The sequence below is a fragment of the Pseudomonas sp. GW821-FHT04D07 genome (assembly GCF_059420225.1).
The window spans coordinates 216-23,915 of the sequence record NZ_JBWKTH010000035.1 but is presented as its reverse complement, the minus strand read 5'-3'; the positions used below and the strand labels follow the sequence as shown (position 1 = coordinate 23,915).

22 protein-coding genes and 1 tRNA gene are annotated in these 23,700 nt (G+C 59.4%); 13 read left to right on the top strand and 10 right to left on the bottom strand.

Features of this window, described 5'->3' with window-relative positions; all coding sequences use genetic code 11:
* Entirely contained in the window at window positions 1-963 is a 963-nt protein-coding gene (locus AC07T0_RS27965; RefSeq protein ID WP_495004213.1) for a UDP-glucose 4-epimerase family protein, read from the top strand.
* 45 nt (window positions 964-1,008) lie between these two features.
* Window positions 1,009-3,006 (top strand): polysaccharide biosynthesis protein, encoded by a 1,998-nt coding sequence (locus tag AC07T0_RS27960; protein WP_495004212.1) that lies wholly within the window; start codon window positions 1,009-1,011, stop codon window positions 3,004-3,006.
* A gap of 54 nt (window positions 3,007-3,060) precedes the next feature.
* Here AC07T0_RS27960 and AC07T0_RS27955 read toward each other — a convergent pair whose 3' ends face one another.
* The 3 genes from AC07T0_RS27955 to AC07T0_RS27945 all read right to left on the bottom strand — a co-directional run bounded on the left by AC07T0_RS27955 (window position 3,061) and on the right by AC07T0_RS27945 (window position 5,290).
* Entirely contained in the window at window positions 3,061-4,359 is a 1,299-nt protein-coding gene (locus AC07T0_RS27955; RefSeq protein WP_495004211.1) for an NAD(P)/FAD-dependent oxidoreductase, read from the bottom strand.
* Between the two features lie 63 nt (window positions 4,360-4,422).
* On the bottom strand, window positions 4,423-4,596 hold the full coding sequence (locus tag AC07T0_RS27950; protein ID WP_495004210.1) for a DUF3094 family protein: 174 nt from the start codon (window positions 4,594-4,596) through the stop codon (window positions 4,423-4,425).
* 67 nt (window positions 4,597-4,663) lie between these two features.
* Window positions 4,664-5,290, bottom strand: coding sequence for a DUF1780 domain-containing protein (locus tag AC07T0_RS27945; protein ID WP_495004209.1), 627 nt, complete (start codon window positions 5,288-5,290; stop codon window positions 4,664-4,666).
* Between the two features lie 141 nt (window positions 5,291-5,431).
* Between AC07T0_RS27945 and AC07T0_RS27940 the strand changes: the two genes are divergently transcribed.
* Both AC07T0_RS27940 and AC07T0_RS27935 read left to right on the top strand, forming a co-directional pair.
* On the top strand, window positions 5,432-6,118 hold the full coding sequence (locus tag AC07T0_RS27940) for an energy-coupling factor ABC transporter permease (RefSeq protein ID WP_495004208.1): 687 nt from the start codon (window positions 5,432-5,434) through the stop codon (window positions 6,116-6,118).
* A gap of 62 nt (window positions 6,119-6,180) precedes the next feature.
* Entirely contained in the window at window positions 6,181-6,396 is a 216-nt protein-coding gene (locus tag AC07T0_RS27935) for a hypothetical protein (RefSeq protein WP_495004207.1), read from the top strand.
* 11 nt (window positions 6,397-6,407) lie between these two features.
* Here AC07T0_RS27935 and yacG read toward each other — a convergent pair whose 3' ends face one another.
* The 5 genes from yacG to pilB are packed head-to-tail and all read right to left on the bottom strand — an operon-like array spanning window position 6,408 to window position 11,027.
* Window positions 6,408-6,611, bottom strand: coding sequence for a DNA gyrase inhibitor YacG (yacG, locus tag AC07T0_RS27930; RefSeq protein WP_495004206.1), 204 nt, complete (start codon window positions 6,609-6,611; stop codon window positions 6,408-6,410).
* A complete protein-coding gene (gene coaE, locus AC07T0_RS27925; protein ID WP_495004205.1) occupies window positions 6,611-7,231 on the bottom strand; it encodes a dephospho-CoA kinase in 621 nt (206 codons plus the stop codon). Before coaE ends, yacG begins: the two co-directional genes overlap by 1 nt.
* On the bottom strand, window positions 7,228-8,100 hold the full coding sequence (locus AC07T0_RS27920) for a prepilin peptidase (protein ID WP_495004204.1): 873 nt from the start codon (window positions 8,098-8,100) through the stop codon (window positions 7,228-7,230). The genes coaE and AC07T0_RS27920 overlap by 4 nt, the downstream gene beginning before the upstream one ends.
* Window positions 8,101-8,102: 2 nt before the next feature.
* Window positions 8,103-9,320, bottom strand: a complete 1,218-nt coding sequence (locus AC07T0_RS27915; RefSeq protein WP_495004203.1) for a type II secretion system F family protein — start codon at window positions 9,318-9,320, stop codon at window positions 8,103-8,105.
* Between the two features lie 3 nt (window positions 9,321-9,323).
* Complete coding sequence (gene pilB / locus AC07T0_RS27910; protein ID WP_495004202.1) at window positions 9,324-11,027, bottom strand: type IV-A pilus assembly ATPase PilB; 1,704 nt, start codon at window positions 11,025-11,027, stop codon at window positions 9,324-9,326.
* Window positions 11,028-11,254: 227 nt separating this feature from the next.
* On the opposite strand from pilB, the gene AC07T0_RS27905 reads away from it, so the two are divergent.
* The 4 genes from AC07T0_RS27905 (at window position 11,255) to AC07T0_RS27890 (ending at window position 14,995) form a co-directional block, all read left to right on the top strand.
* Complete coding sequence (locus AC07T0_RS27905; protein ID WP_495004201.1) at window positions 11,255-11,653, top strand: pilin; 399 nt, start codon at window positions 11,255-11,257, stop codon at window positions 11,651-11,653.
* Window positions 11,654-11,773: 120 nt separating this feature from the next.
* The gene (locus AC07T0_RS27900; protein ID WP_495004200.1) at window positions 11,774-13,420 is read left to right on the top strand and encodes a tetratricopeptide repeat protein; all 1,647 of its coding nucleotides are present in this window, start codon (window positions 11,774-11,776) and stop codon (window positions 13,418-13,420) included.
* Between the two features lie 41 nt (window positions 13,421-13,461).
* Complete coding sequence (locus tag AC07T0_RS27895; RefSeq protein WP_495004199.1) at window positions 13,462-14,880, top strand: O-antigen ligase family protein; 1,419 nt, start codon at window positions 13,462-13,464, stop codon at window positions 14,878-14,880.
* 39 nt (window positions 14,881-14,919) lie between these two features.
* Window positions 14,920-14,995: transfer RNA gene (locus tag AC07T0_RS27890), tRNA-Thr, on the top strand.
* A 112-nt stretch (window positions 14,996-15,107) separates the two neighbouring features.
* Here the strand turns inward: AC07T0_RS27890 and AC07T0_RS27885 are convergent.
* Window positions 15,108-15,926, bottom strand: a complete 819-nt coding sequence (locus tag AC07T0_RS27885; RefSeq protein ID WP_495004198.1) for a 2OG-Fe(II) oxygenase — start codon at window positions 15,924-15,926, stop codon at window positions 15,108-15,110.
* 253 nt (window positions 15,927-16,179) lie between these two features.
* On the opposite strand from AC07T0_RS27885, the gene AC07T0_RS27880 reads away from it, so the two are divergent.
* Together AC07T0_RS27880 and AC07T0_RS27875 are read left to right on the top strand one after the other, a co-directional pair.
* A complete protein-coding gene (locus AC07T0_RS27880; RefSeq protein ID WP_495004197.1) occupies window positions 16,180-17,676 on the top strand; it encodes an AlkA N-terminal domain-containing protein in 1,497 nt (498 codons plus the stop codon).
* The gene (locus AC07T0_RS27875; RefSeq protein ID WP_495004196.1) at window positions 17,673-18,170 is read left to right on the top strand and encodes a methylated-DNA--[protein]-cysteine S-methyltransferase; all 498 of its coding nucleotides are present in this window, start codon (window positions 17,673-17,675) and stop codon (window positions 18,168-18,170) included. The genes AC07T0_RS27880 and AC07T0_RS27875 overlap by 4 nt, the downstream gene beginning before the upstream one ends.
* 263 nt (window positions 18,171-18,433) lie before the next feature.
* Here the strand turns inward: AC07T0_RS27875 and nadC are convergent, their stop codons facing one another.
* Entirely contained in the window at window positions 18,434-19,282 is an 849-nt protein-coding gene (gene nadC, locus AC07T0_RS27870; RefSeq protein WP_495004195.1) for a carboxylating nicotinate-nucleotide diphosphorylase, read from the bottom strand.
* Between the two features lie 372 nt (window positions 19,283-19,654).
* On the opposite strand from nadC, the gene AC07T0_RS27865 reads away from it, so the two are divergent.
* From AC07T0_RS27865 to ampE, 3 genes are all read left to right on the top strand, one after another.
* Window positions 19,655-21,862 carry a DUF1631 domain-containing protein gene (locus AC07T0_RS27865; RefSeq protein WP_495004194.1) on the top strand — a complete coding sequence of 736 codons (2,208 nt, stop codon included), beginning with the start codon at window positions 19,655-19,657 and terminating at the stop codon, window positions 21,860-21,862.
* Window positions 21,863-21,991: 129 nt separating this feature from the next.
* Window positions 21,992-22,555, top strand: coding sequence for a 1,6-anhydro-N-acetylmuramyl-L-alanine amidase AmpD (gene ampD / locus AC07T0_RS27860; RefSeq protein ID WP_495004193.1), 564 nt, complete (start codon window positions 21,992-21,994; stop codon window positions 22,553-22,555).
* On the top strand, window positions 22,552-23,388 hold the full coding sequence (gene ampE / locus AC07T0_RS27855) for a regulatory signaling modulator protein AmpE (RefSeq protein WP_495004192.1): 837 nt from the start codon (window positions 22,552-22,554) through the stop codon (window positions 23,386-23,388). The genes ampD and ampE overlap by 4 nt, the downstream gene beginning before the upstream one ends.
* The last annotated feature ends 312 nt before the right edge of the window (window positions 23,389-23,700 follow it).

Below are 23,700 nucleotides of genomic sequence, written 5' to 3'. Positions count from 1 at the left end.
ATGATACGAGTCCTTTTGACAGGGGCCAGCGGTTTTGTCGGTGCTGCGGTTCAAGCTCGGTTGCTGGATGACCCAAGGTTTACATTGCGCTCTGCCTATCGACAGGTGCCAGTGCAAGTGTCACCCCGCCTGCAGGTGTGTCAGGTGCCTGGTCTTGAGCCGGGCACCGATTGGCGGGCATCCCTTGAGGGCGTTGAAGTGGTGATCCACTGCGCGGCTCGCGTTCATGTCATGAACGAGCGTGAAGCCGATCCTCTGGCCGCCTTTCGCCAGGCGAACGTACAGGGCACTTTGTGTCTGGCGGAGCAGGCAGCCCAGTCCGGGATTCGGCGGTTCATCTATCTGAGTTCGATCAAGGTCAACGGTGAGGGCACATTGCCCGGTCGCCCTTATACGGCAGATGACCAGCCCGCTCCGCTGGATCCTTATGGTGTCTCCAAGCTGGAGGCCGAGCAGGGATTACAGGCATTGGCGGCGAAAACCGGAATGGAAGTGGTGATTATTCGTCCGGTGCTGGTCTATGGTCCTGGGGTGAAGGCCAACTTCCGCAGCATGATGGGGTGGCTCAATAAAGGCGTGCCATTGCCGCTGGGAGGCATTACCAACAAGCGCAGCCTGGTGGCGTTGGACAATCTGGTCGACCTGATCGTGACCTGTATCCATCATCCTGCCGCTGCCAACCAGATTTTTCTGGTGAGTGACGATGAAGACCTGTCTACCAGCGAACTGCTACGACGGATGGCTCAGGCGTTGGGCCGGTCGGCGCACTTGTTGCCATTGCCGATGTGGTTGTTGAGCGGCACCGCGCGACTTCTGGGGAAAAAGGCACTGGCCCAGCGGCTATGTGGGTCGCTGCAGGTCGATATCGGGAAAACCAAGGCGTTGCTTGAGTGGGCGCCGGCGATCGACGTGGATGGGGCGCTGCTAAAGACGGCGAAGGCCTTTCTGGAGCCGCGAGAGTGAGAGGGAGAGGGAGAGCGTGGTTTGCAAGTAAAGAAGCATCTTCTGATGCGTGAGCGTTTGTTGGGCCTGCCTCGTAGCTACAAGCGCGTCTTGCAGCTGCTGGTTGATGTTGTTTTGGTCTGGGCTGCGCTCTGGTTGTCGTTTGTCGTGCGTCTGGGGATTGAGCAGCCGGTGGATCTTTTCGGGGACTATGCCTGGTTGTTCATAGGTGCGCCCGTAATCAGTGTTCCGATCTTTATCCACCTGGGTTTGTATCGTGCGGTAATGCGTTATTTTGGCAACGCCGCCCTGATCAGTATCTTCAAAGCCGTGACCTTGTCAGCACTGTTGTTGACAGTTTATGTCTATTTGTACCGTCCCGGCGTATTGGTGCCACGTTCGTTGATCATCAACTACTGGTGGTTGAGTTTGTTGATGGTCGGTGGATTGCGTTTATTCATGCGTCAGTATTTTCTCGGCGACTGGTTTTTCGCCGGCCAGTATGTGCCGTTCCTGCGTCAGGATGATGAGTCGCTCAAGGTCGCAGTCTATGGTGGTGGAGCGGCAGGTAATCAGTTGGTGGCGGCACTGCGCATGGGTAAGGCGATGCGTCCGGTGGCTTTTATCGACGATGACGAAAGCATCTCCAATCGGGTGATCGCCGGGCTCAGGGTCTACCCGTTTGCAGATATTGAACGGCTGATCGAGGACACTGGCGTAACCGAAGTCTTGCTGGCCATTCCGTCGGTGTCACGCGCCAGGCGTCGCGAGATCCTGACGGCGCTCGAGTCTCATCCGATACATGTGCGTACTATTCCTGGTTTCATGGATCTGGCCAGTGGCCGGGTCAGTGTCAGCGATCTGCAGGAAGTCGATATCATCGATCTGCTCGGGCGCGACACGGTGGCAGCGCAACAAACTCTCTTCGAGCGCTGTATCCGTGGCCAGGTTGTTATGGTGACAGGTGCCGGTGGCTCCATCGGTTCGGAGCTGTGCCGGCAAATTCTCACCAGCAAGCCAACGGCCTTGGTCCTCTTTGAGCACAGCGAATTCAACCTCTACAGTATCCAGACCGAGCTGGAGAAGCTGATCCATAGTGAGGGGCTGAATCTGGAGCTGGTACCGATCCTCGGTTCGATTCGCAACAGTGAGCGCCTGCTGGATGTGATGCGAACCTGGAGCGTGAAGACCGTCTATCACGCCGCAGCCTATAAACATGTGCCGATCGTCGAGCATAACGTTACCGAAGGCGTGCTGAACAATGTCCTGGGAACCCTGCAGACCGCGCAGGCGGCAGTGCAAGCAGGCGTTGAACATTTCGTATTGATTTCTACCGACAAGGCGGTACGGCCCACCAATGTCATGGGGTGCACCAAGCGGTTGGCCGAGATGACGCTACAGGCCCTCAGCCGTGAGTCGCAGCCGCTGTTGTTGGGCGACCATTTCACGGCGCCTTGCGTCAACACAACCCGGTTTACCATGGTACGTTTCGGCAATGTGCTGGGCTCATCCGGTTCGGTTATTCCGCTGTTTCGCGAGCAAATCAAGAGTGGTGGGCCGATTACGGTGACCCATCCGAACATGACCCGCTATTTCATGACCATTCCCGAAGCCGCGCAGTTGGTGATTCAGGCGGGTTCCATGGGCCAAGGCGGTGACGTGTTCGTGCTTGATATGGGAGCGCCGGTGAAGATCGCCGACCTCGCGGAAAAAATGATCCATCTGTCGGGCCTTTCCGTGCGTAGCAAGAACCGTCCCAACGGCGATATTGCTATCGAGTTCACCGGGCTGCGCCGTGGCGAGAAGCTCTATGAGGAGTTGTTGATCGGTGACGATGTCTGCCCGACCGAACACTCGATGATCATGCGCTCCAACGAGGAGCATCTTCCGTGGGAGGACTTCAAGCTGGCGATTTCAGCGTTGCTGAAGGCGGTCGCAGAGGATGACTATGGACGGGTTCGCACGCTGCTGTGCGATACGGTCAACGGCTACGCACCAGAGTGCCAGATCGTCGACCTGATTCATCAGCACCGTCAGATTTCTGGGTGTTCCGGCGGCGATTAACCAATCCGTGTGCTGAACGACCGTCCCCACGCAGGACGTGGGGACGGTTGGTACTCAGTGCAACTTCAACCGCGGATCCGTCCCACGTCCGATCCGGCTGCCGAGCATCAGCATCAGGGTGCGGAAGGTGCCATACAGCGCCATCTGGTGCATCCGGTACAGCGACACATAGAACATCCGCGCCAGCCAGCCTTCCAGCATCACGCTACCGGTCAGGTTACCCATCAGGTTGCCGACGGCGGAAAAGCGTGACAGCGAAATCAGCGAGCCGTAATCGGTATAGCGATACTCCGGCAAGGTCTTGCCTTCGATACGCAGTTTCAGCGACTTGGCCAGCAATGACGCCTGCTGATGCGCGGCTTGCGCCCGTGGCGGTACATTGCGGTCGCTCCCCGGCTGCGGGCAGGCGGCGCAATCGCCGAAGGCAAAGATATTCTCGTCGCGGGTGGTCTGCAGCGTCGGCAATACCTGCAGCTGATTGATCCGGTTGGTTTCCAGGCCATCGATTTCCTTGAGAAAGCCCGGCGCGCGGATCCCCGCCGCCCAGACCTTGAGGCTCGCGGCAATCACCTGACCGTCGGCAGTCACCAGGTTTTCCGCGGTCACTTCACTCACGGCCGCATTGGTCATGACCCGCACCCCGAGTTTTTCCAGGGTCTTGTGCACCGGTCCGCCGATGCGCTCCGGCAAGGCCGGTAATACCCGAGGACCGGCCTCGATCAGGGTGATGTGCATGTTTTCCGGTTTGATACGGTCCAGGCCATAGGCCGCCAGTTCATGGGCGGCGTTATGCAGTTCGGCCGCCAGCTCCACGCCGGTGGCGCCAGCGCCGACAATGGCCACGCTGATCTGCTCGACCGCATCGCTTTGCCCGGCATGGGCGCGCAGGTAATGGTTGAGCAGTTGCTGGTGGAAACGCTCGGCCTGTTTGCGGGTGTCGAGGAACAGGCAGTGTTGCGCCGCGCCTTCGGTGCCGAAATCGTTGGTGGTGCTGCCCACCGCAATCACCAGCGAGTCGTAGCCCAGTTCCCGGGCAGGCAGCAGCTCCACGCCGTGTTCGTCGTAGGTGGCGGCCAGCTGGATCTTTTTCTGCTCGCGGTCGAGCCCGCTCATGCGCCCCAGCTGGAACTCGAAGTGGTTCCATTTTGCCTGGGCGACATAGTTGAGCTCGTCGGCCGAAGAATTCAGCGAGCCGGCCGCCACCTCATGCAGCAGGGGTTTCCAGATGTGGGTCAGGTTCGCGTCGACCAGCATGACGCTGGCAATGCCGCGCTTGCCCAGGGTCTTACCCAGGCGGGTCGCCAACTCCAGGCCGCCGGCGCCGCCGCCGACGATCACGATACGATGGTTCATGGGGATATCTCGCAAGGCTAAAGGAAATCTGTGCCTGCGTTATCCGGGCGAGCGCGAAGCAGCTCATAGCAGCAGATAACTCAGGAAGCGGCTCAACAGGCCCAGGCCGATGACCACGGCGAGCACCACCACCAGGAGTATCCACGGCCGAAATGGCCGGCGCTCGACTTGGTGTTGGGGGAGCTGCAGGTACTGATCGACATGCTGCTGGTCGTCGGGGTTCAGGTGGCTGGTCATGGGAGCCTCGTCAGGTAGACGTTACCAAGATGCTTTGTATCACTGGTGCAGTGATTACGCCATGGGCTTACAAACTGATGCCGACGTCGAAAACAATGCTGCGCCCCAGGTTGCCGCGCAGGAAGTCCGGGGCGTCGGGGTGGGCGAACAGCACCCGGGCGAAGGTCGGCCCCACCAGCGACAACGAGCGCCAGCCCTGGCGCAGGTATTCGGTCGGGGGCGGGAAGTGGCTGTTGAGGTCGAGCACTTCGCGCTTGAGACTGGCGAAGGCGATGATGTCCAGCTCGCCCAGGTCCAGCCCGCGCTCCTGGTAGTTGTGGGCTTTCTTGCGCAGGGTCGGCGCCAGCCGCTGCAGTAGCTCGGAGGCGGGAATACGCCTGGGTTTGGCCTCGCGGCGCACCAGCTGGCTGAGGGAAAAAGCGCTGCGTCGGCGCTGCAACTCTTCGCGCCACTCATCGTTGAGGCGCCGGCCTTCGTCGAGGACGAAAAACACCTCGAAGCAGGCGTCGCGAAACAGCACGTCCGGCGGCTCCTGGGCGGGGTGGAAGTCTTCGGCGCGATAGGCAATGTTCAGCCCTTGCAGCAGGCGCTGGCAGACCCAACGCTCACGCTCCCATTTGCGGGCATTGGAAAGAAACGTGTTGGCTTGCTCCGCCTGGATGGTCAGCAAGCGTAAAAAGTCTGAGTCGTCCATGGCCCAAGCTTAGCGTTGAAACTGTAAGGTCTGGAAGTCTGGAGCAATTTTTGTCGACATGGTGCGTCGTAACCGGCGGTGTAGACTTCAGGACTCAAGCAGGCAAGGGTTGTCGAGCCCGCGGAGGGTGGAGAGGTTTTTATGATCGGCGCGCAACTGCTGTCACCGGCCAGCCTGGTTATTGGCTGGCTGATCTATCTGCCGGTGGTGGTCTGGGCGATCTGGCGTTCGCCCTGGGTCGAGCTGTTCACTGACAGCCGCCGCCAGCACCTGCTGTTCGGCACGGTCTTCGCGCTGTTCCTGCTCTGGCTGGTGCGGCGCGACTTCGACACCGGGGTGTCCTATCACTTTATCGGCTTGACAGCGGTGACCCTGCTGCTGGACTGGCCGCTGGCGATTGTCGGCGGGCTGGTGGCGCAGCTCGGTTTGGTGCTGTTGGGGCACCAGGATCTAGTCGCGCTCGGCGTCAATGGCAGCTTGTTGATCCTGCTGCCGGTGCTGGTGACGGAGAGCTGCGCAATCCTGGTGGAGCGGGCGCAGCCGCGTAATCCCTTTGTGTATATTTTCTGTTCGGGGTTTTTCGCCGCCGCCCTGGCGGCCTTGCTCTGCCTGCTGGCGAGCCTGGGCCTGCTGTGGTTCGACGGGCGTTTCGCCCTGCCGGAGTGGCTGGGGGATTTTGTCGGTTACCTGTGGCTGATCATTTTCCCCGAGGCCTTTATCAACGGCATGGTGGTCAGCGCGCTGGTGGTGTTCTGTCCGGAGTGGCTGGAAACCTTCAACCGCACCCGCTACCTGTCGGCGCCGTGGAAGGACAATGAGCCTCGTTGACCTGGGTCAACCTCGCAGACGCGCCCCGCGACCATGCTGCGGAAAAAACCGGGAGCAAGGTCATGAGTGTGTACGAATGGGCGCGTCAGCAGGTGCAGGCCAGTCTGGAAGATGCGCAAGTGGAGGGATTCGAGCCGGGGCTGGGCCTGCGCGCCTTGCTCAGTGCGGTGGTGCAACAGAGCAAGGCGCTACGCAGTGCCGAGGATCTGGCGGATGAACTGCAATTTCTCGCCGAGAACCTCGATGACGACCAGGACTACGATTTTATGCGGCCCTGATCCCTTGGCGATCAGTGGGCGTGGGGCGGCAGATCGTCGGAGAACAGGTCGTCCTCGGCATCAGGGCTGACGGGAATCTTGTGTTCCTCAGAAGCCCAGGCACCGAGATCGATCAGTTTGCAGCGGTCGGAGCAGAACGGCCGCTGGAGATTGGTGGCGGTCCATTCCACGGGGGCGCCGCAGGTCGGGCATTCAACGGTCAAGGGTTGGCTCATCAGTGGCCTCCACGCAAAGTCAGATAAAAGTGATGCAGACGCTCGACCTCGCTACGTAGCCAGGCCTGGTCGCGGTCGTTGACCAGCACATCGTCGGCATGGCGCAGGCGTTCTTCGCGACTGGCCTGGACCTTGAGGATGGCCTGCACCTGTTGTTCGCTGGTCTGGTCGCGTTGCTGGGTGCGCTGGATCTGTAGCGCCTGCGGAGCATCGATCACCAGCACGCGCTGGGTGTTCTTGTATTGTCCCGATTCGATCAGCAGCGGTGAGACCAGGATCGCATAGGGCGATTGTGCCTGGGCCAGATGGCTGGCGATCTCTTCGCCGATCAGCGGATGCAGCAGGGCCTCGAGCCAGCGGCGTTGTTCCGGCGCTTCGAAGATCAGCGTGCGCAGGGCGGCGCGGTCCAGTTGGCCGTCGGCTTGCAGCACACGGGGGCCGAAGCGTTCGACGATCTTTTCCAGCGCCGGACGACCGGGCTCCACCACCCAGCGGGCGGCGTGATCGGCGTCCACGGTGTGGACGCCGAGGTCGATAAAGTGTTGGGCCGCGGCGCTCTTGCCGCTACCGATGCCGCCGGTAAGGCCTAGAATCCAGGGTGTTGAAACGGCTGTGGTCATTTGAAACCGGCAAACTGCAGATAGGAAGCGGTTATTTGACCACCCCAGAGCAAGGCAATCCAGCCGGCAATCGCCAGATAGGGACCAAAGGGGATCGGCGTCGAGGTCTGGGCGTTGCGCAGGCGTAGCAGAATCAGACCGAGCACGGCGCCCACCAGGGATGACAGCAGGATGGTCAGCGGCAGGATCTGCCAGCCGCCCCAGGCGCCGAGCATCGCCAGTAGCTTGAAGTCGCCATGGCCCATGCCTTCCTTGCCGGTGAGCAGCTTGAACAGCCAGTAGACCGACCAGAGGCTCAGGTAACCGGCCACGGCGCCCCACAGGGCGGCGTCAAGGCTGGTGAAGAGGCCGAAGTGGTTGGCGATCAGGCCGAGCCAGAGCAGTGGCAGGACCAGGGCGTCAGGCAGGAGCTGGTGGTCGGCGTCGATCAGGCTCATGGCCAGCAGGCCCCAGGTCAGTACCAGCATCAGGGCGGTGGACCAACCGAAACCGAAATGCCAGGCGACAAAGGCTGAGAGCAGGCCGCAGGCCATTTCAGTGAGGGGGTAGCGCTTGCTGATGGGAGCCTTGCAGCTGGAGCATTTGCCGCGCAGCAGGGTGTAGCTGATCAGTGGCAGGTTTTCCCAGGCGCGCAGTTGATGGTTGCAGTGCGGGCAATGGGAATGGGGCAGCAGCAGGTTGTAGGTCGGGCCGGGCGCGGGTTGGGGCAGGCCGAGCACTTCGTGGGCCTGGGTGCGCCAGTCGCGTTCGAGCATTTTTGGCAGGCGCCAGACGACGACGTTGAGGAAGCTGCCGACGATCAGGCCGAGGAGCAGGGCGAATAAAACAAAGGCCAGCGGGTTGCTGGCCAGGAAGTCGGGTAGGGGCATGTTCAGACTACTGAGCCGAGTTTGAAGATAGGCAGGTACATGGCGATCACCAGACCGCCGACGATCACGCCGAGTATGGACATGATGATGGGCTCCATCAGGCTGGTGAGGCTATCGACCATGTTGTCGACTTCGACTTCGTAGTAGCCCGCCACTTTGTCGAGCATGTCGTCCAGTGCACCGGATTCCTCTCCAATGGCTGTCATCTGAATGGCCATGTTGGGGAACACGCCAGTACTCCGCATGGAGAAGTTCAACTGCATGCCGGTGGAGACGTCCTGCTTGATGCGATTGACAGCATTCTTGAAGACAATATTGCCGGTGGCGCCGGCTACGGAGTCAAGGGCCTCGACCAGCGGTACCCCCGCGGCGAATGTGGTCGACAGTGTGCGGGCGTAGCGGGCCACGGCGGATTTATAGAGTAACGGACCGATGATCGGGAGTTTCAGCAGTGCCCTGTCCATCCAGTTGCGAAAACGCTCGGATGTCTTGTGCGCCCGTCTCAGGCAGTAGATGCCTCCAACCAGCGCCAGAATAATGATCCACCACCATTCCTGCACGATGTTGGAGAGTCCGATCACCATCAGAGTGAAGGCCGGAAGGTCTGCGCCAAAACTCTTGAAGATCGCCTGGAACTGCGGCACAACTTTTATCAGGAGGATCCCGGAAACGATGATCGCCACGAGCACGACGGCAATGGGGTAGTTCATGGCCTTCTTGATCTTGGCTTTCAGAGCTTCGGTTTTTTCCTTGTAGGTCGCTACCCGTTCCAGCAAGCTTTCCAGGGCACCGGCCTGTTCGCCCGCATCCACCAGGTTGCAGTACAGATCGTCGAAATACTCCGGTTGCTTGCGCAAGGCGGTCGCGAAGCTGTTGCCGGCGGCGACTTGTTGCTTGATGTCATCCACCAGCTTGCGCATGTTCGGGTTCTCGAAACCCTCGCCGATGATGTCGAAGGACAGCAGCAATGGCACGCCCGCTTTCATCATCGTCGCCATCTGGCGGGTGAACAGGGCGATATCCAGAGGCTTGATGCGCTTGCCCTTGCTGAAGATCGAGTTGCTTTTTTTCCGTACCTTGCCCGGGTTGATGCCTTGCTTGCGCAGTTGTGCCTTGACCAGTGCCGGGTTATGGCCGGTGAGCTCACCGGACATCTTGTTGCCTTTCTTGTCGGTCCCTTCCCAGGCATAAAGGCTGACTTTGACTGCTTTGGTCGCCATGGTTTAGTCCTTGGTCACGCGGTTGACTTCTTCCAGGCTGGTCAGCCCTTGCATGGCTTTTTGCAGGCCAGAAGTACGCAGGTCATTGAAGCCGTCCTTGCGCATCTGGGTGGCGATTTCGATGGAATTGCCTTCGGCCATGATCAGCCGTTGTAGGTCCGGGGTGTTCTTGACCACTTCGTAGATCCCGATTCGGCCTTTGTAGCCACCGTTGCATTGCTCGCAGCCGACGGGCTCGTAAATTTTGAAGGTGCCGATTTTATCGGGAGGAAAACCTTCCTTGATCAAGGCCTCCTCGGGGATATCGATTTCCTTCTTGCAGTGGCTGCACAGTTTGCGTGCTAGCCGCTGGGCAATGATCAGATTGATCGAGGTGGCGATGTTGAAGCCGGGAATGCCCATGTTATGCAGGCGGGTCAAGGTTTCTGCTGCGCTGTTGGTGTGCAGGGTGGACAGGACCATGTGGCCGGTTTGGGCCGCCTTGATGGCAATCTCGGCAGTTTCCAAGTCGCGGATCTCACCGACCATGATGACATCCGGGTCCTGGCGCAGGAACGAGCGCAGGGCCTGGGCAAAGTCCAGGCCCTGTTTCGGGTTGACGTTGACCTGGTTGATGCCTTCCATGTTGATTTCCACCGGGTCTTCGGCGGTGGATATATTGATGTCCACGGTATTGAGGATATTCAGGCCGGTGTAGAGCGAAACGGTTTTGCCCGAGCCGGTCGGGCCGGTGACCAGAATCATGCCCTGCGGTTGTTTCAGGGCTGCCATATAGAGTGCTTTCTGGTCCGGCTCATACCCGAGTGCATCAATCCCCATCTGGGCGCTGGACGGGTCGAGGATCCGCATCACGACTTTTTCGCCCCACAGCGTCGGCAGGGTGTTGACCCGGAAGTCGATAGCCTTGGTCTTCGAGATACGCATCTTGATGCGTCCGTCCTGGGGTTTACGGCGCTCGGAGATATCCATGCTGGCCATGACTTTCAGGCGTGCGGCGATACGGCTGGCGAGATGGATCGGCGGTTTGGCCACTTCGCGCAGGATTCCGTCGGTACGCAGGCGAACGCGGTAGACCTTTTCATAGGGCTCGAAGTGCAAGTCCGAAGAGCCACCTTTGATGGCATCCAACAACATCTTGTTGACGAAACGCACCACGGGGGCATCGTCGGCATCCTGGCCGGCGATCTGTTCGTTCTTCTTGTTCTCATCGACCGACTCGATATCCAGGCCTTCGAGGTCGACATCCCCCATCTCTTCAAAGCCGCTGCTGCTGCTGTCGAAAAACTTGTCGATGGCATCGGCGAGCTTGTCGTCCTCGACCAGGATGGCCTCGGTCGTGAGGCCGGTGCTGAACTGGATATCGGTAATAGCCTGGTGATTGCTGGGGTCGGAAATGCCGACGAACAATTTATTGCCACGCCGCCAAAGTGGCAGGACATGGTGCTGGCGGATCAATTTCTCGCTGACCAGGCCTTTGGGTTGGCTTTCCTTGTCGAGGCAGCTCAGATCGAGCAGGGCAACACCGAAATGCTCCGAGGCGATTTCCGCGACCTGGCGGCTTTTGACCAGCTTGTTCTGGACCAGATAGCTGACGAGGGATACCCGATTGCGCTGGGCCTGTTGATACGCCTGCTGAGCGTTCTTGTCGGTAATCAGCTCGGCGGCAACCAGTTGCTTGGCCAGACCGGAAAGGGCGATATCGTTCATTTGAGCACCAAACGCAAACAGTCGGAGTCTTATAGCGTAGTCGGGCGATGGTGCCAAATCGGGGGAGGGTAGGTGACAAAAAATGTCAGGTTTTGTTGTTCTGACGCAGCATTCCGAGCGTTGAAGGGCATTTCAACAGGTGCTGGGCTGCACGGAGGGGGATGGCACGGGCTGTGCTAACCATTAAGACGAGTCATCACGCCTTTGCTCACGTTTGGAGACGAAATATGAATGCTCAAAAGGGTTTCACCTTGATCGAACTGATGATCGTTGTGGCGATCATCGGTATTTTGGCGGCGATTGCGTTGCCTGCGTATAACACCTATACAACAAAGGCCCGCTTTGCCGAGGTCGTTTCGATTGCGGATGGATACAAGAGTGCTGTGGCAATTTGCATGTCAGAAAACAATCTGAGCCCCACTAACTGTACTGCGGGTTCAAATGGTATACCGTTGGTAACGACGACGAGCAACCTGACTTCGATGACGGTCGCGAATGGGCTTATCACAATGAATGCGTCAGGTGCGGCAGGTAATGTCACCTACACGCTTAATCCTGGTACCAGCGGTAATGCGATTGTTTGGACTGTTGGCGGTACCTGCTTGCAGGCTGGTCTCTGCAGATAATATTTGTTGTTATGCGTGAGGCCTAGAGCCTCTGCGTAGTAAAATAAAACCGGCATTCCCTTCAAGGTATGCCGGTTTTTATAAGCACTGAGCGTTTGGAAGACTGAATATAGGAGCACTATGGTTTCGCGCCGATTGGTTTTTTTGCTACTTGCTGTTCTTTCTGCTGGCCTGTTGTTGATACTTTGTTTTTCCTTCCTGAATAATCCCCTGGTTTTTGACGATGAGGCCTTTTTTCGCGAGGGTTGGCCCGCTGCGTTGTTATCCATGGGATTTAGCCTGACTCCACGGCTGTGGGTGCACGATTCCATGGCCGCTACCGTCGTCTACCTCAGTGACAAGCTCATCTTGTTGCGAGTGGAGAACCTGCTTCTTCACGGCTGCACGGCACTGGTACTGTTTGGTTTTGTTCGGCAACTCCTGCGTAGTCTGGAGCAGCGCTCGTCTTTTTTTCTGAATGCGGACACTGCAGCCCTTATCGCTGCCTTTCTATTCGCTATACACCCGCTGGCTATTCTGACTCAGGGTTACCTAATCCAGCGGACCATCGTGTGTGCCACTCTTTTTGGCCTGCTGGGGTTATGGGCTTTTTGGCAGGGGCTTTGCGGGAAACGTTGGGCTCTTTGGGCGTCTTGCCTGTGCATTCTGTTGTCCCTGTATGCCAAAGAGCATGCAGTGATGCTGCCAGCGTTGTGCTTTCTACTCTGGGTATTGCATCGCCGTAGCCGACTCCCTGCGTCATTCAGTGCCCGGGAGATTTTTTCGGTGTTGGCTGTCCAAGCGACTGTTGCTGTGTCCGTCGTACTCTGGTCCAAGGGGGTAATCGGTCATGCCTATGAGATCAAGAGCGAAGAAGTGCTCAGTGATGAAGTCTTCCAGCCGGATGGCTCGCTCTATGTGTTGAGTGTGCTGAATCAGATGGGGCTGTTCTTCAAGTATCTCTCGCTCCTGATCTTGCCTCAGGGTAGCACCCTGGGACTTGACCTTCGTGTGCCCTTTCCCCTGAGTTACGGCGTCTGGTGGGCTTGGGCCGGTCTGGTGGCGTTTGTGGCCTATGGTCTGGCAGCTTTCATATTGCTGCTGCGTGGGGCGAGTAAAGGTCTCCTGGGGTTCGCGCTACTGTTCCCATGGGTGCTGTTTGCCACGGAGTTGGTATCAGTCCGATTGCAGGAGCCTTTTGTACTGTATCGCAGCTATCTCTGGATACCCGGGTTGTTTATTGCCTTGGCGTTGGGGCTGCGACGACTCAAGAGGATTTATCTGGTCACCTTGACTCCTGTTTTTGCATTGTATCTGTTCGGTCTTTCCTATGATCGCCTGATGACCTTGTCTGCGCCTGTATTGGTGTGGAGTGAAGCAGTGCAATATTATGAAGGCCAGGGCGACAAGCCGGGGCTCTTTGGTGGTTACCGGGTTTATTACAATCTGGGGATTACCTACCTCAATGAGGGGATCGTTGATTTGGCATTGGGGAGCATTGATAAAGCCATCGCACTGAAGCCGAAATATGAATATGCCCATTATCAACGGGGCAAGATTTTTCTTTTGCGTGGAAAGGCAGAAGAGGCCAAGTTGGAGTTCGAGCGCGCCATAAGCCTCAGACCTAGTTATACAAAACCTTACATAGGCATGGCAGACGCCTTGAAAAGCATGGGGCAGCCTGACGAGGCTCAGCGCTACCTTGAACTCGGATGCAATCAAGGGAGCCAGCTTGCCTGCGACCGGGCGCACCCCAAGCCACTCTTGATGCTGGCTCCGAAAGCCTGATGTATCTGTAAACTGCCTGAAATGGAAATTCCGAGGTTGTAATGGGCGCTGCCTGGACTGGGCGAACAAAGATTTGGCTGGTACTCGCGCTGCTTATCGCTGTCGTGATGGTCTTTGGGCACGGTCTGGGCGGACATACGCTTCAGCGTCTTGGGCAACTCGTCGTTGCCGGTACGGCGGTGGTTTTCCTGCTTTGCTGCCGAATACCCCGCGCGTTCGGTCTTGTCGATCGGCCCACGCTCTTGGCCTGTGGGTTGATTTTGCTGGCAGGTATCGTCTCTTCCCGTCATGCGCATCAGCCACTCTGGGCATTCACAGAGGTCGCCTTGCTTGCTGCCTCTTGCTGCTGCGCTGAAGCCTTTGCCTATACACGTCGAGCCAATGGGGTCTCCGCTGATCAACTGCTGATGCTGTTTGTCGTGTTTATCTGCGCCTTCAAGGGCTTTGACTTTCTGACATTGGCATTCCATTCGCTGTCCTCGGGTACAAGGATGCTGGATCCCGACGAACTTCTGAGTGGCTTTTCCAACAAGCGCTTCTATGGCCAATTCCAGACCTTCACCCTACCGCTTTTAGCCCTCCCACTTCTGATGTCTACCACCAGACGTTCAGCTCAACTCTGGATGTTTTCACTCCTGAGTCTCTGGTGGCTGATCGCTGTGACCGGAGGGACGCGTGGTACTTGGCTTGGCATGGGTGTCGCTGCCTGCGTGCTATTCATTTGTGGTCACTCCGGCAGACGATGGATCACCTGGCAACTGCTCGCTGTTGCGGTGGGCGTGATGCTCTACTGGCTGTTGTTTGGTGTTCTTAGCGACTACCTCGGTATGGAGGTGAGCAACGCTGCCAGTGATCGCTTGACCACCTCGTTGTCTGATCGAGGCCCACTCTGGCAACAAGCCTGGGACATGATTCGCGAACGCCCTTGGCTTGGTTTCGGTCCCATGCATTTCGCCGATATCCACAACCCCATCGCCGCCCATCCGCATCAAGCCATCCTGCAATGGGCCAGTGAATGGGGCATCCCCTCCACTTTGCTGGTCATGGGCTTGGTTGGACGCGGCCTGTGGGCCACCTTGCTCCTCATCCGCGAGCGCGCGACTTCCGATGATCCAACTGACCTGCTGCGCCTGTGCCTGTTCGCCAGCCTGATCGGCGCCCTGACCCAATCCATGGTCGACGGCGTGATCGTGATGCCTTACTCCCAGCTCTGGCTGTCGCTGGTCGTCGGCTGGTTAGTGGCCCTGCATGTCTGGAAGCGCGAGCCGGCCAAACCCAATGCTTTTATCCATTGGTCGTGGATGGGGATCGGCACTGCCGCCGTGCTGTTCCTGGTCTATGTGGCGATCCGCGATGTTCCTCACCAGGACGAGCGCAACAAACTCTACCAACAGCAATATGGCGGCCATTTCCAACCGCGCTTCTGGACCCAGGGCGTGATTGCGATCAAGCCCGAGTAACTTGCCCGCAGCGGCATCGGATGCTAGCTTTAGCGCCACGCCGGTGTAGCTCAGTCGGTAGAGCAGCGCACTCGTAACGCGAAGGTCGTAGGTTCGATTCCTATCTCCGGCACCATATCAAGATCAGTTCGTATCAACCCATCCGAAGAATCCCCCTGGGCCAAGACCTTGCGGGGATTTATCTGCCTCAACCCATCCTGACCTTTACGCTTTTCCAGATACGGAAATCAGTCAGGCTCGTGTTCTTCGAGAGCCTTACCACGTCGAACCTGCAACACCTTCGATATGGTGTTGCGAAGATGATTATCGACTACGCCAAGCAGACGTTTTCCATGCTCTTCAGGGCGGCCGCTGAATGAGGTCACATGAAAATACTCGTCATTGTCAGGCGACGTCTTCGAGAAGTAGTAGTTGGACACGCAGCAGCGTGGGGTGTCGACTACGACCTTGCTGACGGAGTGCCATGAGTCACGGTTCGTATCCATGACGACCAGTCTGTTGAATGCGGAAACGATGGTCTTTTGTTTCTTGACCTTGGTATCCCACAGCTCAAAGTTTCCACCATTCTCCAGAACCCAGTCGGGGGTCACGTAATAGAGGAGGTTCAGGCGCCGATAAAGGCCTCGACCGCCGTCGTGACTGTTATCGATGTGCGGGTTCAGAAAGTTATCCTTGAACATCATCGACAAGCCGCCAGCGTAAAGGGACGGGTCGGGGATGATGCTCTCGACGCCAACCAGTTCGGCGACCTTGCCAACCACCTCCTGACTCTGCATGGCGTAGGTGACATCGCGCAGAATCTGCGGGCGATCAGCTAGATTGGCCAGGGTTTTCTTTTTTTCGCGGAACGATTGCTGGTCAAGAAAACCGTCAGCGTTGCGCGGAAAAGCGGCATAAATATCCAGGGCTATTTCTTCAGGAAGAAGGCCGTCGATAACGAAATGGCGCGTATGGGTGTCTTGCGGGTTGTTCCACTGATTTTGGATATCTGCCCGGCAGCCCTCAAGGCGTTCGACGATAAGTGCTGCGATGTCTTTGACGTCCATTTCGATTCCTGACTGACGTGATGGCTTATTCATGGCAGGCATTTTCATGTTGGGGGCCGGATTTATCAAACTATTTTGATTGGGGTACAGATCGGCTTGCTGGCGGTTGGGCCAGTGAGTCTTGTATCGCCTGAGCGGACGCCATCGCCAGCAAGCTGGCTCCTACAGGGGCTGTGTGCAACCCGAAAAATGTCGCCGCATTCACGTCCGAAAATGGCGAGAACAGCCCCATCACCGGTGCTAGTCTCTGCCCATGAACACGATTATTGCCTCCTCATTTCCCTCGGCCGATATCTGCGAAAAGGCCCGCCTGAGCCGCGATGCGCGCTTTGACGGAGTCTTTTTTACCGCCGTTCTCAGCACCCGGATCTACTGCCGTCCCGTCTGCCCGGCGCGTCCGCCCAAGGTCGAGAACGTGCAGTACTACCCGAGTGCCGCAGCCGCCGAGGCCCTGGGTTTTCGGCCCTGCCTGCGTTGCCGCCCGGAACTGGCGCCGGGCAACAATATCTGGCTGCACGGCGAACATCTGGTCGGCCGTGGGCTGAAGCTGATCCATGAAGGTTTTCTCGCCGAACAGTCCCTCGACGATCTCGCCGCCCGGCTCGATGTCGGCGCCCGGCAACTGCGGCGCCTGTTCGTCAAACACCTTGGCGCTCCGCCCATCGCGGTCCATGCCACCCAGCGCTTGCTGTTCGCCAAGCAACTGCTGACCGAAACCGCGCTGTCGATTACCGAAGTGGCGCTGGCCTCGGGTTTCCAGAGTCTGCGCCGCTTCAACTCGGCCTTTGCCGAGGCCAACCATGCACCGCCCCGGGAGTTTCGCCGCAAGCCGTTGACCAATCCCAACAACGCACTGGTCCTGCGCCTGGGCTATCGACCACCCTATGATCTCAAGGCTGTGTTGGCGTTCCTCGCCAGTCGTGCCTTGCCGGGCATCGAAGTGGTCGACGAGCAGGGCTACAGACGTGTGTTCGGCAATCGCGAGTCGCCCAGTTGGTTGCAAGTCAGCACCTGGCCGAACGGTGGTCATGCCTTGAAGCTGGAACTGTTCAATGTCCCGCCCGGCCAGATGTTGCCGGTGGTCACGCGGATTCGCCGGATGTTTGACCTGGATGCTGATCCGCAGGCCATCGCCGCTACCTTGGGCGCGAGCCCAGTGCTTGCGCCTCTGGTCGAACGCTATCCCGGTCAGCGCCTGCCGGGTGGCTGGGACGGTTTCGAGATTTCGGTGCGCGCGGTGCTGGGGCAGCAGGTCAGTGTGGCGGCGGCACGTACCCTGGCATCACGGCTGTTGACTCGTTTCGGCACTGTTCTTGAGACACCGCCGGCACCCGGCCTGGATCGGTTGTTTCCGGCACCGGAGCAGCTGGTCGACGCGGACCTGGGTTCAATCGGCGTGATCAGGACGCGCACCGCCACCATTCAAGGGATCGCCCAGGCCTTGCTCGATGGCCGGGTAAGCTTTCGTACAGAACAACGTCTCAATGATTTCGTCAAAAGCTGGGTCGCGCTCCCGGGTATTGGGGAGTGGACCGCGCACTACATTGCCATGCGCGCCCTCAATCATCCCGATGCCTTCCCGGCGGCGGATCTGATCCTGCGCCGCGAAGTGGTCAGGGATATGCCGCCCTTGAGTACCAAGGCCCTGGAATTGCTCGCCGAAGACTGGCGCCCATGGCGCGCCTATACGGTGATGTACCTGTGGCGTGGGGCGAGTGAGGCAGAATCGATACGCAGGAGTCAAAAATGACAGCAAGCCTGATTTACTACGACATCATTCCTTCGCCCATCGGCCCCATGATGTTGGTGGCTGACGATGACGGACTGCGCGAGCTGCGCTTCGAGCTGGACTATCGGCCGCAGACGCCCTTGGACGGCTGGGTGCATGCGCCGGATAAACTGGCGCAGGTGCGTACGCAACTGGAGGAGTACTTTGCCGGCGAGCGCGTCGAGTTCGATCTGAAGCTCAATATGCAAGGGACGGACTTCCAGAAAGACGTCTGGCAGGCCCTGGTGACCATTCCTTATGGCGTGACCACCAGCTATGGCGAAATTTCCCAGCAGATCAATCGACCCAAGGCGTCACGGGCGGTCGGGGCGGCCAATGGCCGTAATCCGGTGCCGGTGATCGTGCCTTGTCATCGGGTGATTGGCAGTAACGGCAGCTTGACCGGGTTTGGTGGTGGGCTGGCGGCCAAGCAATGGTTGTTGGAGCTTGAGTCGCGGCGCTTTTCGTTGCGTTGAGCCGCTGGGAATCCAATCCTGGGGGGAGCTTGTCGGCGATGGCGATATTGCAAGCGCCGTCGAAAGACCAGCCTGCCGGCTGATCGCGAGCAAGCTCGCTCCTACATGGATTTAGGTACGACGATGGTTTGGGGTGAGCACGGATCTGTGTAGGAGCTAGCTTGCTAGCGATGGCGATATTTCAAACACCATCGAAAGACCAGCCTGCCGGCTGATCGCGAGCAAGCTCGCTCCTACAGTGGAGAGGGGGCTCAGGCTTTCTGTCAGAGACTCAGGCGCATCGACAGGTCCACTGCCTTCACATCCTTGGTCATGGCACCAATGGAGATGTAATCCACACCCGTCTCGGCAATCGGTCGCAGCGTGCTTTCATTGATCCCACCGCTGGCTTCCAGCTTCGCCTTGCCCGCATTCAGGCGCACCGCTTCACGCATATCGTCCAGGCTCAACTCATCGAGCATGATGATGTCCGCCCCCGCCGCCAGCGCTTCCTTGAGCTCGACAAGGCTTTCCACCTCGATCTCCACCGGCTTGCCCGGGGCGATCTTGTGTGCCGCGTTGATCGCCCGGGCGATCCCGCCGCACGCGGCGATATGGTTTTCCTTGATCAGGAACGCATCGTACAAGCCAATCCGATGGTTATGGCAACCACCGCAAGTCACCGCGTACTTCTGCGCCAGGCGCAGGCCCGGCAAGGTCTTGCGGGTATCCAGCAGCTTGACCGCAGTATCGGCGACCTGGTCGGCGTAATAGCGCGCATGGGTCGCGACCCCGGACAGCAACTGGAGGAAATTCAGTGCGCAACGTTCGCCGCTGAGCAGCGAGCGCGCCGGGCCTTCCAGGTGGAACAGCGGCTGGTTCGGCTGTACCCGGTCGCCATCGTGCACCTGCCAATGCACGGCCACCCGCGGATCGAGCTGGCGAAACACCGCATTCACCCAAGCCGTGCCGGCGATGGTCGCCGCGTCGCGAGTGATGATGGTGGCCTTGGCCAGGCGCTCGGCGGGGATCAACTGGGCGGTGATGTCGCCACTGCCGATGTCCTCGAACAACGCACGGCGCACGTTGGCTTCGATTTCGGCGGTCAGGTCGGCGAGGCGTAGATTCGGCATAACGGACTCCACAAACAAAGTGTCTCGATTATAGGGCCTGGGTGCCGCCCAACCCAAGGCGTGTGGCCGAGACTGGCTGCCCGGACTTTGCCTTTGGTCGCTTGCCGCGAGCGTTTTGCCCGTTCGACGGTCTATTTTCATATCGATATAAAAAGGCATTGCGGAGGCACTAGTAAAAGTGACATCTTTTACAAGATAATCTGCCTTGTAATTGACGTCATGGATTTGACGTTCGTGTGATTCCCCGATTATCGATAGCCGGTGAACGCCTGAGGTGTTCGCCGAGAAGCGGTCGTGGGCCATTTGGCTTACGCCCCGCACAGACCGATCTTTCACGCAGAACTGACAGAACCGCTGCGGCAGGAGGCTTTGATGCAAAATGACGGGAAGGTCGTGCCTTTGCACAAGGCCGCCGACGATCAAGCGACGCCGTCGCCGCTTGCCCGTTTGCCCGTGGTTCTCGTCCAGGTCCGTGACAAGGCCGCGCTGCAGCTCAAGCAGGGCTTGCAGGTGCTGTTCGATAATGCCGACGACACCTTGTTCGAAATGGCCGACAAGGCCCAGAACAACGTCGACCAGAACACCTTTTTCGAAGCCATGCGCGACCTGCGCCTCAAGCGCAAAAGCATCGAGCGCGGTTTTCTCGAGCGCTTTTTCGAGGCCTTTGATAGCCTTGGCCAGTACGACATCAGTGAGCCGACGCTGTCCACGGCGGTGTCCTACGAAACCCTGGCGCTGGTGCCCAACGATGAGTTGGAACGCACCGTGGCCCTGGACGCCATGGTCTCCAAGGTCCTCAGCCGCGACGGTTTTGCCCTCGGGCAACTCAGCACCCGCTTCAACGCCCTGATCGCCCGACGTGTCGACGACGCGAGCAATCCCATGGGGCCGGCGATGCTCTGCGGGTATTTCCTCGAGGCCGGGCGCAACCTCGGGGTGGAGATCAAGGTCAAGCTGATCATCCTCAAGCTGTTCGAGAAATATGTCCTCCGCGATGCCGACCAGTTGTTTACCGAAGCCAATCAATTGCTGATTGCCACCGGTGTGCTGCCGGAGCTCAAGGCCGCCCCGGCGCGCCGTGCCAGTGATCGCTCGGCGGCCAGCGCCCCTGGCCGGCAGTCCCCGAGCGCCGGCGCCAAGCCCCTGGATGAAAGCGTGCAAGAGGTGTTCGCCGCCTTGCAGGAACTCCTGCTGCATGTGCGTGGCAGTGTCGCGCCCAAGCTTGAGGCCGGCTCCGAGGTCCAGCCGATTTCCACCAACGACCTGCTGCGTCTGCTCTCGCATTTGCAACAATATGTGCCGGAGCCCAATTCGGTGGAAGATTTCGACCTGCGCAACCAGTTGGAACAACTGTTGACCCGGGTCAGCGTAAAAAGCGGCAAGTCCCGGGTGGTCGGGGGCATGGACGAGGACGTGATCAACCTGATCGCGATGCTCTTCGAATTTATCCTCGATGACCGCGTCTTGCCGGACTCGCTGAAAGCGCTGATTGGCCGCTTGCAGATCCCAATGTTGAAAGTGGCGGTGCTGGACAAGAGCTTTTTCAGTCGTGGTAGCCATCCGGCACGACGGCTGTTGAATGAAATTGCCTCCGCCGCCCTGGGCTGGGGTTCTCGTGACGACTATCAGCGCGATGCTCTGTACGTGCGCATCGAACAGATCGTGCAACGGCTGTTGAATGATTTCGTCGACGATCCGGCGATCTTTTCCGAGTTGCTGGTGGAGTTCCTCGCCTTTACCAGCGACGAACGCCGGCGCAGCGAATTGCTTGAGCAGCGCACCCGCGATGCCGAAGAAGGTCGGGCCAAGGCCGAACAGGCGCGCCAGCGGGTCCAGGAAGTGTTGAACGAACGGCTGTTGGGTCGCACCTTGCCCGAGGTGGTGGTACGCCTGCTCCAGGAGGCCTGGAGCAAGGTGCTGTTGCTGACCTGGCTCAAGCAGGGCGAAGCGTCCGCCGAATGGCAGGCCGGTTTGCAAACCATGGACGATTTGATCTGGAGTGTCGAACCCCAGGACCCGGTCGATGCCCGGCTCAAACTGCTGGAGTTGGTCCCCGGTTTGCTCAAGGCCCTGCGTGACGGCCTGACCAGCGCCGCGTTCGACCCCTTCGCCACCAGCGAATTTTTCAGCCAGTTGGAAGGCCTGCATGTCCAGGTGCTCCAGCAGCTTGCCAGGAAGAGCGCCGAGCCCGTGGTGAGCACCCAGGCACCGGCGATGGTCGAGGTGGTGGAGGAGATTGTCCTCAGTGCGCCCCACGAGCCCCTCGCCGAAGACACCGCCTTCGAGTTGCCGGCCGATGACGCGGCACTGCTCTGGGTCCGGCAATTGCACATCGGCCAGTGGGTGGAAATCCGCGAGGACGCGGAGAACAGCCTGCGCTGCAAACTGACGGCGATCATCGAGCCGGGTGGCAAGTACATTTTCGTCAATCGCACCGGCCTGAAGGTGCTTGAGCGAACGGCCCAGGCCCTGGCCGTGGAGTTCCGCCGTGGCGCGGTGCGCCTGCTGGACGACGCCTTGTTGTTCGACCGGGCGTTGGCCTCGGTCATCGGCAATTTGCGGCGGATGACGACGCGCTGAGTGCGCCTTGCTTGTCCCGTCGCCGTGCGTTCGCCGAGAAAATTTCCGGCATAAGCGCGGATTGCTGACCCATCCGCGTGCCTATCGCGGCATACTGAGCCTGTCGTTTTTGTCTTCGAAGGAATCGGTATGCAGTTGGATCCCGCCAGCGGTTGGTGCCAGGACGTGCGTCACTGTCCGTCGCCCAACTTCAACCAGCGTCCGGCTGGGGAAATCTCCCTCCTGGTGATCCATAACATCAGCCTGCCGCCGGGGCAGTTCGCCACGGGCAAGGTGCAGGAATTCTTCCAGAACCGCCTGGATGTCACGGAACATTCCTACTTTGAAGGCATCGCAGACTTGCGCGTGTCCGCGCATTTTCTGATTGAGCGTGACGGTATAGTCACTCAGTTTGTCTCTTGTCTGGAGCGCGCCTGGCATGCCGGGGTGTCGTCTTTCGAGGGGCGGGAAACCTGTAACGATTTTTCCCTGGGCATCGAGTTGGAAGGCACCGACGATCTGCCTTTCAGCGAGGCGCAGTACGTGGCGCTGATCGGTTTGACCCGTCAGCTGCGGGCTGCTTACCCGGCCATTACCCCGCAACGGATTTGCGGCCATAGCGATATTGCCCCGGGCCGCAAGACCGATCCGGGGCCGGCGTTCGACTGGGGGCGCTTTCGTGCCGCCGTGCTGGAAAAAGGAGAGTCACAATGAGTTTTCTGGTGTTGCTGCTGGCGGTCTGGGTCGAAAAATTCTCGGCCTTGCGTCAACGGGTCCAGCGTGACGGCGCCTGGCTGCGGGAGCTGGCCAGGCTGGAGGCCGGCCCGCGGACGGCCGGGCAGCCATGGCTGGTGTTGATCCTGCTGGTGCTGTTGCCGGTGGTCGTGCTCGGTCTGGTACTGATGGCGCTGCAACCGCTGGCCTATGGTTTGCTGGCTTTGCCGGTGCACCTGCTGGTGGTGATTTACAGCCTGGGCCGTGGCGATCTGTTGGCGGCCCTGGGGCCGTTTCGCGATGCCTGGCGGCGCGGTGATGTGCAGGCGGCCGTGCATGTGGCCAAGCGTGACCTGGAGGTGTGCGCCGAGGATGGCGACGATCTGCTGGAACGAGTCCAGGGTTATCTGTTGTGGCAGGCCTACCAGAGTTTCTTCGTGGTGATTTTCTGGTACTTCCTCCTGGGCCCGGTGGCGGCGCTGAGTTATCGGCTGCTGGCGCTGGCGGCGGAGCGCGGCCAGAACCCGGCGCTGGTGGAGCGCGCGACCTTGCTGCGGCACGCCTTCGACTGGTTGCCAGTGCGCTTGCTGGCGGCCAGCCTGGCGTTGGTGGGCAACTTTGTCGGGGTCAGCCGGGTGATGCTGCATGAGTTGCTCAACTGGGACATCACGGCGCGGCAACTGGTGGAGAAAGTCGGTCGTGTCGCAGGGGAGGTCCCGGCGCCGGTGGTGGGCGCCGATGGCGTCACCAGCCTGGACAGCCTGTGGGAGTTGCTGCTGCGGGCGGCGGTGCTCTGGTATGCCGGGTTTGCCCTGTGGACCCTGTTGATCTGATCCGAGGGAACACACGGCCCTCACAAACACCGCGGACCTTGTAGGAGCCCGGCTTGCCGACGATGGCGTCCTTATAAGCGGCGCAAGGCCCAAGGGCCTCTTCGCGGGCAAGCTCCGCTCCCACAATGTCCGGGGCTGACCGAGGGTTTGCGGTGTGACTCGGTCCTGTGCTAGCACCGCGAACCTTGTGGTCCGGCTTGCCAGCAATGGCGTCCTTATAAGCGGCGCAAGGCTCAAGGGCCTCTTCGCGGGCAAGCTCCGCTCCCACAATGTCCGGGGCTGACCGAGGGTTTGCGGTGTGACTCGGTCCTG

What these genes read in the sequence shown, in the direction of transcription:
- AC07T0_RS27965 (WP_495004213.1), top strand. Translation starts at nt 1, where the DNA reads ATGATACGAGTCCTTTTGACAGGGGCCAGCGGTTTTGTCGGTGCTGCG.
- AC07T0_RS27960 (WP_495004212.1), top strand. Translation starts at nt 1,009, where the DNA reads ATGCGTGAGCGTTTGTTGGGCCTGCCTCGTAGCTACAAGCGCGTCTTG.
- AC07T0_RS27955 (WP_495004211.1), bottom strand. Translation starts at nt 4,359, where the DNA reads ATGAACCATCGTATCGTGATCGTCGGCGGCGGCGCCGGCGGCCTGGAG.
- AC07T0_RS27950 (WP_495004210.1), bottom strand. Translation starts at nt 4,596, where the DNA reads ATGACCAGCCACCTGAACCCCGACGACCAGCAGCATGTCGATCAGTAC.
- AC07T0_RS27945 (WP_495004209.1), bottom strand. Translation starts at nt 5,290, where the DNA reads ATGGACGACTCAGACTTTTTACGCTTGCTGACCATCCAGGCGGAGCAA.
- AC07T0_RS27940 (WP_495004208.1), top strand. Translation starts at nt 5,432, where the DNA reads ATGATCGGCGCGCAACTGCTGTCACCGGCCAGCCTGGTTATTGGCTGG.
- AC07T0_RS27935 (WP_495004207.1), top strand. Translation starts at nt 6,181, where the DNA reads ATGAGTGTGTACGAATGGGCGCGTCAGCAGGTGCAGGCCAGTCTGGAA.
- yacG (WP_495004206.1), bottom strand. Translation starts at nt 6,611, where the DNA reads ATGAGCCAACCCTTGACCGTTGAATGCCCGACCTGCGGCGCCCCCGTG.
- coaE (WP_495004205.1), bottom strand. Translation starts at nt 7,231, where the DNA reads ATGACCACAGCCGTTTCAACACCCTGGATTCTAGGCCTTACCGGCGGC.
- AC07T0_RS27920 (WP_495004204.1), bottom strand. Translation starts at nt 8,100, where the DNA reads ATGCCCCTACCCGACTTCCTGGCCAGCAACCCGCTGGCCTTTGTTTTA.
- AC07T0_RS27915 (WP_495004203.1), bottom strand. Translation starts at nt 9,320, where the DNA reads ATGGCGACCAAAGCAGTCAAAGTCAGCCTTTATGCCTGGGAAGGGACC.
- pilB (WP_495004202.1), bottom strand. Translation starts at nt 11,027, where the DNA reads ATGAACGATATCGCCCTTTCCGGTCTGGCCAAGCAACTGGTTGCCGCC.
- AC07T0_RS27905 (WP_495004201.1), top strand. Translation starts at nt 11,255, where the DNA reads ATGAATGCTCAAAAGGGTTTCACCTTGATCGAACTGATGATCGTTGTG.
- AC07T0_RS27900 (WP_495004200.1), top strand. Translation starts at nt 11,774, where the DNA reads ATGGTTTCGCGCCGATTGGTTTTTTTGCTACTTGCTGTTCTTTCTGCT.
- AC07T0_RS27895 (WP_495004199.1), top strand. Translation starts at nt 13,462, where the DNA reads ATGGGCGCTGCCTGGACTGGGCGAACAAAGATTTGGCTGGTACTCGCG.
- AC07T0_RS27885 (WP_495004198.1), bottom strand. Translation starts at nt 15,926, where the DNA reads ATGGACGTCAAAGACATCGCAGCACTTATCGTCGAACGCCTTGAGGGC.
- AC07T0_RS27880 (WP_495004197.1), top strand. Translation starts at nt 16,180, where the DNA reads ATGAACACGATTATTGCCTCCTCATTTCCCTCGGCCGATATCTGCGAA.
- AC07T0_RS27875 (WP_495004196.1), top strand. Translation starts at nt 17,673, where the DNA reads ATGACAGCAAGCCTGATTTACTACGACATCATTCCTTCGCCCATCGGC.
- nadC (WP_495004195.1), bottom strand. Translation starts at nt 19,282, where the DNA reads ATGCCGAATCTACGCCTCGCCGACCTGACCGCCGAAATCGAAGCCAAC.
- AC07T0_RS27865 (WP_495004194.1), top strand. Translation starts at nt 19,655, where the DNA reads ATGCAAAATGACGGGAAGGTCGTGCCTTTGCACAAGGCCGCCGACGAT.
- ampD (WP_495004193.1), top strand. Translation starts at nt 21,992, where the DNA reads ATGCAGTTGGATCCCGCCAGCGGTTGGTGCCAGGACGTGCGTCACTGT.
- ampE (WP_495004192.1), top strand. Translation starts at nt 22,552, where the DNA reads ATGAGTTTTCTGGTGTTGCTGCTGGCGGTCTGGGTCGAAAAATTCTCG.